The 11,522-nt window shown below is 48.3% G+C and carries 7 protein-coding genes; 3 read left to right on the top strand and 4 right to left on the bottom strand.

Annotation, left to right across the window (positions count from 1 at the left end; all coding sequences use genetic code 11):
* The first annotated feature begins 456 nt into the window (after positions 1-456).
* On the top strand, positions 457-1,200 hold the full coding sequence (locus J0895_RS20550; protein WP_207089862.1) for a PHP domain-containing protein: 744 nt from the start codon (positions 457-459) through the stop codon (positions 1,198-1,200).
* A gap of 342 nt (positions 1,201-1,542) precedes the next feature.
* On the opposite strand, the gene J0895_RS20545 is transcribed toward J0895_RS20550, so the two are convergent.
* Positions 1,543-2,226 (bottom strand): response regulator transcription factor, encoded by a 684-nt coding sequence (locus J0895_RS20545; protein ID WP_207089861.1) that lies wholly within the window; start codon positions 2,224-2,226, stop codon positions 1,543-1,545.
* A 269-nt stretch (positions 2,227-2,495) separates the two neighbouring features.
* On the opposite strand from J0895_RS20545, the gene J0895_RS20540 reads away from it, so the two are divergent.
* Both J0895_RS20540 and J0895_RS20535 read left to right on the top strand, forming a co-directional pair.
* A complete protein-coding gene (locus J0895_RS20540) occupies positions 2,496-4,061 on the top strand; it encodes an FAD-dependent oxidoreductase (RefSeq protein ID WP_207089860.1) in 1,566 nt (521 codons plus the stop codon).
* A 368-nt stretch (positions 4,062-4,429) separates the two neighbouring features.
* Complete coding sequence (locus tag J0895_RS20535) at positions 4,430-4,636, top strand: hypothetical protein (protein WP_207089859.1); 207 nt, start codon at positions 4,430-4,432, stop codon at positions 4,634-4,636.
* A 269-nt stretch (positions 4,637-4,905) separates the two neighbouring features.
* Here J0895_RS20535 and J0895_RS20530 read toward each other — a convergent pair whose 3' ends face one another.
* The 3 genes from J0895_RS20530 to J0895_RS20520 all read right to left on the bottom strand — a co-directional run bounded on the left by J0895_RS20530 (position 4,906) and on the right by J0895_RS20520 (position 10,915).
* Positions 4,906-7,008, bottom strand: coding sequence for an ABC1 kinase family protein (locus J0895_RS20530; protein WP_207089858.1), 2,103 nt, complete (start codon positions 7,006-7,008; stop codon positions 4,906-4,908).
* Positions 7,009-7,278: 270 nt separating this feature from the next.
* Positions 7,279-8,121 (bottom strand): adenylate/guanylate cyclase domain-containing protein, encoded by an 843-nt coding sequence (locus J0895_RS20525; RefSeq protein WP_207089857.1) that lies wholly within the window; start codon positions 8,119-8,121, stop codon positions 7,279-7,281.
* Positions 8,122-8,242: 121 nt separating this feature from the next.
* Positions 8,243-10,915: a GAF domain-containing protein gene (locus J0895_RS20520; RefSeq protein ID WP_207089856.1), complete on the bottom strand. Its 2,673-nt coding sequence runs from the start codon at positions 10,913-10,915 to the stop codon at positions 8,243-8,245.
* Between the last annotated feature and the right edge of the window lie 607 nt (positions 10,916-11,522).

Here is an 11,522-nt window from a genome sequence, read left to right as displayed (position 1 = left end):
TCCTTCGCAAAGTAAAGGGAAAGTTCAAATCTAATTTGAGCGGACTTATTAGAGGCACAATGAGCAGCGCCCATCAGACTTAGGCTTTGGTCTAAGGCTGTGCAAGAATCCCCGTGTCTTTAGACATCGGGAGTGTCAACCGTTGTTAATTATGGATTGCTAATAGTTTAGATTAAATTTATGTTTAATCATTTTTTAACTTTTGTCGTGATCACTCGATTCGGACTGTTAAAATATGTGAAGAAAATTCTCGCGCTCGTCAAGATCGACTTCTAAATTCCAAACGTTCGTTGCGAGTGCTACGGGTTTAGGACCATATCGCCCTTCCACTCCGATCGCCGACCCTTGATGCCGACGTGGAGATGAACTGCCGAAGGTGACGTTTTGCCGTCAACCCTGGCCTTTTCAGGGTGTGTTGATGTTCAACCCGAACATTCACCAATTTATGAGGTAGTTATGACGCTCTGTGTCTCTCAACAGTCTATTTCAACTCAGCCTGCCGCCCAGAATAAAGCGGCGCTTGGTCGCGTGTTTCAGGCGATCGACGCTGATAGTTGCCCGACTGCTTACAATTTTCATCTCCATACCGTCTGTTCCGACGGCAAGTTACGCCCGGAAGAAGTGATGGAACAAGCCATCTCTATTGGTCTCAAAGGGCTGACAATTACGGATCATCACAGCGTCAAAGGCTACTACGCCGCTCAACAGTGGCTAGATAAATGGTGGATCGACCATTCCAATTTATATCAAAGTGACAGAACCGTTGCTGAATTGCCTCAAGCCCCTCAACTCTGGACCGGCGTCGAAATTAATGCGGGTCTCTTGGATACGGAGGTTCATATTCTGGGATATGCCTTCAATCCAGAACATCCTCGGATGCAACCCTATCTCCAAAATCATGTGGTCAAGGGTCCCGATTATCAAGCCTCTGAAGTGATTCATTCCATTCAAGCTGCAGGAGGATTGGCGGTTTTGGCTCACCCGGCGCGGTATGCCCGGCGATCGCCCGAGGACCTGATTCCCGAAGCCGCCTCTTTCGGCATTGATGGCATCGAAACCTATTATGCCTACAAAAACCCTAAGCCCTGGAAACCCAGTCCCAAGCAAACGGCTCAAGTTCATGAGTTAGGTGCCACCTACGGATTATTAAATACCTGTGGCACCGATACCCACGGCTCTAATTTACTCTTACGTCTGTGAGCAAAAAATGGCAGAACCCAGGCAGAGAAACCTCATTTTCTCTGCCTCAGAACCCACCGGCTAACACGACGACGGTCATTGTCCCCAAACTCATCAAAATCATTAACGCTGCCATCATTAAAACTTGTCCCAAGGGTGAGGAAATTTTTGCAACTTTCATAAGTTTTAGGTCTTTTTTCTTATTTTTTGTTGAAGTAATGGGTCAAACGTTAGCAAAAATTTTCTGCAAAATGAGAAATTATGACCATTTTTTAAAGAAATGTAACTTTTCTTAATCTTTTGCCGATCGCGGATGGTGATTCAACGGCTTGAAATCAATCACCCGCAATGAGCCATCTGCCCTTATTCTGTAAGACCATGTTCAAGGGCATAACGCACTAACTCAGTCCGGCTATTAGTGCCGGTTTTGCTAAATAAGCGGCTGACATATTTTTCAACATTGCGAACACTGGTATCGAGATTGCGGGCGATTTCCTTGTTCATCAATCCTTTCGCCACTAAATCCAAAACACTTTGTTCGCGAGGGGTGAGGTCAATTTTGATAGGGGAAGGGGTTTGGGCGATCGAATGCCGACCGGATAGCATGGACTTGATTTCCCCAATTTCTCGGGCTAAGGACGCTAAATCCGGGGCTTCTCCCTCCACACTGGCAGCGGCGCGACGATCTAACAAATTCCGGACGATCGCCACTAATTCATCGGGGTCAAACGGTTTGGACAGGTAGGCATCACAACCGGCTTGATAACCTTGGATGCGATCGCCTGTCATCCCTCTAGCGGTTAAAAAAACCACTGGCATCACCTTAAACCGGGGGTCTTCCCTCATCCGTTTGAGAAATTCAAATCCATCAACTTGGGGCATCATCAAATCCGTAATCACTAAATCCGGATGTTGCTGTTGCAGCAAATCCCATCCATCATTGGCATTACTCGCCACCTGAACGGAAAACCCTTCATCTTCCAGATAGGCTTGCACCGCTTCCCGTAATCCGGGTTCATCATCGACAAGGAGTAGTTGAGCTGACATCCTGAAATCTCCTAAAGGGGTTACTGCTTTTAACTTTAGCGAAATTTGGGGTCAGATTGGCGGTGAGGGTTGTGATTGTCTGGTTTTAGTGGGGTGGGGTTTGGGTTGGGGAGGGTGGAATAACGACTGAAGTCGGGACGTTGAACATTTCGGAGGAATATTTTTCGGGTTCTGTGCCTCCGGATAAACGGCGTTAGCTAAGGTATAGGGAATAATGTCTGTCGGATTATACCGGCATTTACCAATCTTGGCGATCGCGAGCGCATACTATGAATAATAAAGAAGAACGGTATTACGATATCATCGGATTTGGGGATGAAGTACCCGGGGTTTTAGCGATGATAGCGGCAGCGAGAGAGTATCGCCGTCAGACCCAAAAATATCCGAAAATGCTGTTAATGTCTAAGGCAAATGCTGGAGAAGGCATTGGCGGTCATTTGATTCGAGGGAAATTATCTTATCTCGATCGCACCCAGATCGATCGCCCGCTTCAAACCTCCCTGAATTTAGATACATTTGGTGCACCTTCTGCCCTTTATCAGGAGTTTTTGCAACGGGCAGAAGTGGTGCAAATTGCCCTTGATCCCCAAAAAGGCGATCGCGCTTTGAAAGAAATGCTCCAGGAAGCAGGGGTGGCGATTCTCAGTCACGTCAAAATCGCATCGGTCGTTAAATCCGGTCCCAATTTAACCAGTATTCTCACCACTCGCGGTGAAACCTATACAGCCAAGCAATTTATCGATTCTACCGTAAATGCGGAACTCGCACAAGCGGCAGGAGCGAAAAAGTCTCAAGGATTCGGGACATTTGGGTTACCAGATTCTGAACTGCCGGTGACGTTGGTATTTGAAACCGAAGGGTTGAGTATTAATCGCCTCAAAGAAATAGAATTAACCTATCTGAAACGATTCAGAAATTTGGCCGATACGGAAGCCCAAAATTTCCTCAAGTCTGCCGCTGGATTTGATGAGCGCAAAGCTGAATCACTCCGGCAGGAGTTGGTGGATTCCCACGGGAATTTAAAAACATTGTGGGCGGGGAAAGATTATATTGATATTCGCTGTAATGCGTTATCGATCGCCTATCATTCGTTCCGAGGCAAGAAGTTATCCCTGTATGAAAGTGGGGCAATTTTAGACCGAGGAAATGTGGCGATTTTATCCGGCGATCGCCTCTCTTGGAATGCCTTGATGATTGCCGTTACCGGCAGTGAAGCGGAGACTCTGGCAAACAATGGCGGGAAACCGACTCCGGCAATGTTGGAGGAAATGAAATTTGTTGAGCAATGGTTTAAGAGCATTGGGGCAAAAAAGGTAACGCCTGCCTCGGAATTGTACATCAGACACGCGGGAAATATCACCGAGGCGATCGAGCCTTTAAGTGGTGCAAAAATGTTAGCCGGTGGCGTTCCTAAATCAGAGGCATTGGCAACCTTTGCTTACCATTTTGATGTACGCGGGGGGATTCCTGGCATTGGCCATAAAGCCTTAGCAAATGGGTTTCTCAGCACCATGTTTAGTAAGCCAATTTTTAATGTCGGTATCCGTCACGCCCAACTAAAATCCGTGCCTAATTTAGCGGTTGTCAGTCCCGCGTCTGGATTTGAGGGTTTTGCTTCCGCTGCGGGACGAATTGTGGAATACAATGCGGCAGTGGGTCATGGATTAGGGATTGCTGCAACCCTAGCACTATTAAGTAACCGAACCCTGGCCGATATTTCTAATCAAGAGGTGCGGGAGGTGCTGGTTAAGGTGGGAGAATTACCGCCAATTTTTGGAAAAAACTCGGCCCCGGATCTAGCTCAATTGCAACAATTTGAATCGGCGATGGCTTAATTAAATTGACGGTTTATTATTAACAGTTGAAGACAAGGTTTTGCCTTGTCTTTACTGTTTTTATTTCAACTTTTATAAGGAGAGCGATCGCCCCAAAACCCTCTCCCAAGAAGGGGGTGGGGTAAGCTTACAAGAGTAGGTTTTTTACGTTTATGGTGATTCGCCTTACTATAGCGTTTCTCATATCCATAAGGTACAGCCCTCACCCCAAACCCCTCTCCCAAGACGGGAGAGGGGCTTTGAAAAGTACGCGAATGAGTCCGGGAACCGCTATATTAACTGCACCTCCGGTCCCCTCCCCTTGGCAAGGGGAGGGTTAGGGTGGGGTCCTCTTGACGCGCCATCGCGCGTCAAGTCAAGAGAAATGAGTGGGTGGAGAGTTCACGCGCAAGCGCGATCGCCTGAGTTACGAAGAAAGAGGTTGGACCAACCTCTATACAGGTGCGATCGCACGTCACTCCGACACTCCACCCACCAATTCCACGCGCAAGTGCGATCGCACGTCAAGAGGACCCCACCCTAACCCTCCCCTTGCCAAGGTCCGGGGACCGGAAGTAAAAAACCTACTCTTGTAAGGGTGAGGTAAGGGGTTCTGAAATTTGCTATATTTAACCGGATTGATATTACTTAATCGCAAACTTTTGGGCTGTTTTTTGGGTAAATGATGATAGAATTAATTAAAAAAGGGAACGACTGAAGTCGGGACGTTGAACTTATGATAGGAAGCTTGGGAGTGCGAGCATCTTGCTCGCTTTCTTTTTAACAGATAATTCGATAAAAATTAGCCCGCGTAGGCGGGCTTGGTTTGGATAGCCCCACCCTTGAGGGTGCAGGCTTTTTTAGGCTATTTCCTAACCGTTACATCGGGATAGGTGATAACTTTACCATTGGTGCGGGAGGGGGGTAATTGTTGTTGGGAACCGGAGGGATAGGATGGTTTGCCATTGGGGGGTTCTTCTTTGAGGAGAACTTCCCGAATCAGGCGGGCTAACATTCTTTGGGCTAAGTCTCCCGCTATTTTTTGACCCATGCGTTGGGTTTCGGGTTTGATGAGAAAGGGAGCAAGTTTTTGGACAAATTCGGTGGGATTGAATCCTTGGGTTTCTTGTAAAATTTCCCAAATTCGTTTAATTCGCTCCATTTTCTCTTGGTCACCACTGGTTAAGGTTGGGGTGGGTTTATTTCCTTTCCAACCTACCCATTCTCGGAGGACGGAGGTGGCATTATTGAAGGCGTCGCGGGAGAGATGATCTAGGCTTTTGACTAACTCTTCGACGAGGCGATCGCGGATGAATTCTCCCCGTTCTGAGAACAGAAATTCTAAGGCTTGATTTAATCCTTGGGAGAGGTCATAATCATCACTCTCTTTGGCATTTCTCAATAGGTTTTCTAATCGGTTCCAGCGAAATTCCCCATCTTTAAAGAGCAGGTCTCTCAATGACCCTCGCAATTCTGGGGAGGGGTCGGTTAAGAGGCGTTTAGCCACATAAGGATAGGCTTTACTCAGGACTTTAAAGTTCGGATCAACATTAATAGCAATCCCTTCTAAGGTAACTAAGGAGCGAATAATTAAGGCATAATAGGCGGGGACCCGGAAGGGATACTCGTACATGATGTCCGAGAGTTGGTCGGTAATGCTCTTAAAGTTGAGTTCGGCTACACTAGCACCGAGGGCGTTATTAAAGACGTTGGCAAGGGCGGGTATAATCGGGGTGAGGTCGGTTTCTGGGGTGAGAAATTCGAGTTTGACGTAATCTTTGGCGAGTCCTTCAAAGTCGCGGTTGACGAGATGGACGACAGCTTGAATGAGTCCATATCGTTGATAGGGTTTGACCTCACTCATCATGCCGAAATCGAGATAGGCGAGTTTGCCATCTCGGGTGGCGAGGAGGTTGCCCGGGTGGGGGTCAGCATGGAAAAACCCATGTTCGAGTAATTGGCGCAGGGAACATTGGACGCCGACTTCGATTAGGTATTTGGCGTCGATGCCTTGGGCGGTGAGGGCGGGGATTTGGGTGAGTTTAGTGCCGTCGATCCACTCCATTGTTAGCACTCTACGCCCGGTATATTTCCAGTAAATTTTGGGGACGTAGATATCTTTGAGATGGCCGTAGAGTTTGGCAAAGCGTTCGGCATTTTCTCCTTCTTTGTTGTAGTCCATTTCTTCATAGATGCGAGTGCCGAACTCGTCCATGATGGCGACTAGGTCGCTGCGAACTTGTTTGACATTTTTTTGCACCCAGATTGCCAGTTGCCGTAAGACATAGACATCGAGTCCCATGCTTTCGGCGAGTCCAGGGCGTTGGACTTTGATGGCGACGGTTTCGCCGGTTTTGAGTTTACCCTTGTAAACTTGGCCCAGGGAGGCGGCAGCTACGGGGTCTGGGGTGATTTCGGCATAGATGGCGGAGGGCCGATCGCCCAGTTCTTCTTCGATAAATTGGTAGGCGAGTTCGTTGGGAAAGGGGGGTAGTTGGTCCTGGAGTTTAGCGAGTTCTTCTAAATACAGGGGCGGCACTAGGTCGGGGCGCGTGGAGAGGGCCTGTCCGACTTTAATGAAGGCTGGCCCTAATTTAGTTAGGGTCGTTCGCAGTTTTTCGGCGCGTTTTCGTTCGTTTTGTTTGACGCGACCCCATTTTTTATCCCGCCAAATTCCAAAGGCGAGGGTGAGGATGGGCCACAAAATGGCAAATCTGCGCCCCCAGACTTGCACGGGCCGATCGCGATAGAGTTCGGTGATGGCAACGGGGTCGTACAACAGAGCATTGCTGTCTGAGTACGGTGCGCCGGATTTGAGGGGGACCAGTTCGGTGGCGGCGGAATCGATGTCCACGGTGACTGGGGGATTTTTGACCCCTTCGGGAAAGGGGGTTAAACCGGGAGATTCTTCCGGGACGCTACCGGGCTGAAATTTGGCGGAGGGAGGAGAAACGGTCTTTGTATCCATGTATTGGGGACCCACTTACGGAACCATGTTAAATATTGTAACAATTCCGTTGCGGTCTGCTGAGAACTGCCTCGGGATCTAAGTCTGAGGGATGAGGAGGTCCATGTGGCGATCGCCTGAAATTTTTCGCGGGTATAACGACGGAATCCCAGGGGAGATTTAAGAACTAACTGCACGGTTGTAGAGCATCCGATGGCCAGAACGCTCATCCCTATTCCGTCGAAACCCACTCACTCAAAAACAGGATGCCATTGTTTTGTTGTGTTGCTTCTAATGTTCTGCCAGTTCCCAAGATTTTTTAGCCACCCAGGACCCATCCCATTCAGCGTTAGGGGGGTCTTTGAGCAATCGCTGGCAGCGCTTGAGATGCAACCGGGCCGCGCGATCGTGGCTGTTGATTTCCAAGACGGTGGCAAATTCTCCCATTGCGATCGCAAACTTGCGACTGAGATAATATTGCCGTCCGAGGTCATAGTGTTCCATCACTTTTTTACTCTCGTCGGAAATCTCTTCTCCCTTGAGTCCCAGATATTGATAGAGGGCAACTGGGGGATAGTTCGATCGCATCCGAATCCGGTCCAGTTCTCTGGCCCAAATTCGCTCCTGGCAGGCTTGATAGGTGTTTTCTCCCAAGACGATATTGCAGCCATATTGATTGCTTACCCCTTGGAGGAGATTGCCCAAATTTACACCGTCGCCCACGGCGCTAAATTGCAAGGACTTGTTTTCAGCAATATTATTGCTAATGGTCCAATCGGAATTAATCCCAATCCCCATCTGAATCACGGGTTTATTTTGCTCTTGGCGATGATGATTAAATTCATCAAGTTTTTTGTGCATGGCGATCGCAGTTTGCAATGCCATCCACCCATGATTTTCTAGGAACTGCGGTGCACCAAAGACTACAATCAGTCCATTGCCAATACAAGCCACTTCTATTTGTTGCTCGTGATTTTTCCTGTACTGATTCACGGCCTCCAGCATTGACTCAAAATAGTGTTGAAGCAGACTGGCGACCTCGGAGGCTTCTAAATTTTCCGTCAAGCTACTATAGCCTGAAATTTCAGAGAATAAGACTGAAACTTCTTGGCGATCGCCGCTAGGATTTACCATATTCCATACACATTGTCAACTACCGATTCAATCTTTCTTCAAGCAATCAGGAGTGAGAACGATGCCAAAGCAGAATTCTGACTCCTGAATTCTAGGTTGTACCCTTGCTCTGTTTAGGATACTACTTTTCGGTGAGATTCCAGACCCCATTCCAGTCATCCCCTGGGGGTTCCACCACAAAATGTTGACAGCGATCCATCTGTAGGGATGCCGCCTTATTATTCTTATCAAGTTCCAACACTTTACCAAACTCTTGGAGAGCTTTAGCAAATTGACGAGACAGATAAAACTTTCGTCCCTTCGTGTAGGATTCGATAATTTGCAGATTGTAGTCAGAAATTGGGTCCGATCGCAAACCGACCAATTCATAAATTTTGACAGGTTCGCTTTTCCCTTTCACCGTAATAAAATCCAGTTCTCGAACATAAACCTTTTCTGCACAAGGATTGTAAGTTTTTTCACTGATCACGATATCAGTCCCATACATTTTGCTCGTGCCTTCTAACCGAGACCCGAGGTTGACCCCATCTCCAATAGAAGTCAATTCCATCCGTTTGCTAGACCCAATATTCCCGCTGATCACTTCATCAGAGTGAATCCCAATCCCAATTTTCAGGATTGGCTTACCGGCATCGGTGCGATGGTTGTTAAATTCAATCAACCGCCGCCGCATTTCTATCGCGGTTTGGACCGCACACCAGGCATGGTCCTTCAGGGGGAGAGGAGACCCAAACACAGCCATGATCGCATCCCCAATATATTTATCCAGGGTCCCCTTGTACTGAAACACCGCATCGACCATTGACTCAAAATATTCATTGAGCATGACCACGACATCTTCCGCCTCCATCCCTTCGGTGAGGGTGGTGTAGCTGCGGATATCCGAGAACAAGACCGAGACTTCCTTACGCTTGCCACCTAATCCCGTGTCTCCAGAAGCCAGTAACTGTTCGGCCACTTCCTGGGTCATGTAGCGATACATCGTGCTCTTGAGTCGTTTCTCATCGCTGATATCTTCCATCACCACCAGGGCACCATAAACGTTGTTACGGTCCGAGGCATCAGCAATGGAGTTAATCGACAAGTTAATGCTGTGTTGCTCTTTTTCGTCTTGGGCAACCAGGGTTTGATCGGGATAATACTGCTGACGGGATTTATCATCCTTGGCCGTCAATGCCGCATCAAACCACTTAGAAAAGTCCCCGTCTTTAATTTGGATTAAATCGCGCACGGATTTGCCTTCAATGCGATCGCTCGCTTCCAGACCCAGCAATTGACGCGCACTATCGTTAGCGGCGATCGCCTTTCCGGACTTATCCGTCGAAATCACCCCATTGCTCAAGCTGCGCAAAATATCCCGTTGCATTTGCTCTTGCTGCTTGACCGTGGCAAAGAGTTTAGCATTTTGCAACGCCACTCCCGCTTGGGTATTAAACGCCTGCATAAATTCCTGATCGGACCGATTGAAACTGGCTTTCCAGCAATCGGGGGCTTCCGGCCATTGGGTCGGTTCGTAGGGGGGATGATCCCCTTGTTTTTTCTTATTCACCAACTGGGTCACCCCAATCAGTTCCCCATCGGCGTTGAAAACCGGCATACACAATAAACTACAGGTCCGATACCCGCTTTGTTGATCGACCCGCTTACTGGTTTCACAACCGGGATGGTCGTATAGGTCAAAGGGGATATTTAGGGGGTCTCCTGTTTTCCCCACCGTCCCGGCATACCCGACCCCCATAGGAATTCGGATTTCCCTTAACTCCCCTCTCGGACCGATGGGGATCTTGGTCCAGAGGTCATTTTTCTCCCGGTCGATCAGCCATAAGGTGCTGCGATCGGCGTTCATCAGTTGCTTGGCCTCGTCCATCACCTTTTTCAGGGTTTCTTCCAGGTCGAGGCTACTCTTACTCAAAGATTGGGTCGCTGCCATGAGCGCTGCTGCGGCGCGTTGCCGCTGAGTTGCTTTATAGAAGGACTTCGAGGATTCGAGAATCAGGCGAATCGAGGGGGCAAACTCTTCAAATACCCGCTCATCTTCTTCGGTAAAGCCTTTGGCATTAATCCGTTCGGACAATTCAGAGTCCGCATCATGGATTTTTTTTAACTTATTCAGTAACTGAACCACCGCGACTAATGCCCCTTGTTCGTTCAATAGAGGCAGACAGAGCATCGTATAGGTGCGGTAGCCTGTTTTCTTGAACTGTTCTTTTGCTGCACCGGAACGGGAATCATCAAAGAAATCAAAGGGGATATTAACGACTTTCTTAAACGTGGCGACTTCCCCAGCAATTCCCTTATCCGCTGGAATCCTAATCTCTAAAGGCTTACCCCCTGCACCTTTGGCGATGATGGACCACAGTTCATTCTTTTCTTCATCTAATAAAAATATCGTAGTGCGGTCCGCGCCGAGGAGTTCCCCGGTTTTTAAGGTGATGGAACGCAACATTTCATCAAGAATCGAGTCAAACCCTTGGGCATCGAGGAGGCTGTCGAGCATCGACAGGGTTTGATTGACGACTTCGAGCTTCCCTTCCACATCTTTGACAACCTGGGTGAAGCTGTCTTTGTTGAGGGGGGCGAGAAAGTTAGTGAAGGTCCCCTTGGACTGAACTAAAGACCCCCCACCCCCACTGTTACTCGGAGGGCTAGATGCGGGTTCGCTCACCGATGGGGATGTGGACCGTTGATGATCGCTCTTGCCGCCATCAACGATTTGAGGGGTCACATCAATCACGGCACCAGCACTACTATTGTTATGGTCCCAAGCCTTTGGATTTGGAGATGCAGCTGTCATAAGATCTATAACTCTTTACTTCAGACCAGGAGTCAGCGAATTTCTTGGATTATGTGAGTGTCCTGCCGAGAACGCCGTCGCGGATTTGTTGTACAAAGCCTAGCAGATCCGGTAACTATAGCAATCCTAAATGATTTATGACATCTTCAGCTCCCCTCTCCCCCTTTGGGAGAGGGATTGGGGGTGAGGGCATTCCACAACTGATAAAGGAACTGCTATATCTCTTTCAGTTTACTCTGTCCATAAATAATTAGACATTTTGGAATTAATTCTCGATCGCTTCATTTGAACCCTCCTTGGGCGCTTTTTTGGGGTCCTCTGGGATGTCCCCATTGAGTTTTGACCTGAGTAAGAGGGAGAACCATAAGGAGATTCTGACACAAGAGAAACACGGCAGGGCTGGTAGCCTCGCGTCTTTAGACCGGGGTGGAAAGCCCACACGAGCGGTTTTAACCGCCTAGCGCATTTTTCTGCAATGCTCTACTCTTATAGGGTATCATTAGGCAGAGACAAGTTTTCTGGACAATGATGCGCTACCCAAATTCGGTGAAAAACCGGCAACAGTGGCAGTAAGCGCGGAAAACGTGGATTGTTTAGGACTGGAACG

The organism is Phormidium pseudopriestleyi FRX01, from assembly GCF_017313335.1.
GTDB lineage: Bacteria > Cyanobacteriota > Cyanobacteriia > Cyanobacteriales > Laspinemataceae > Laspinema > Laspinema pseudopriestleyi.
The sequence above is the reverse complement of the archived record's forward strand: the minus strand, read 5'-3'. Positions and strand labels throughout refer to the sequence as shown.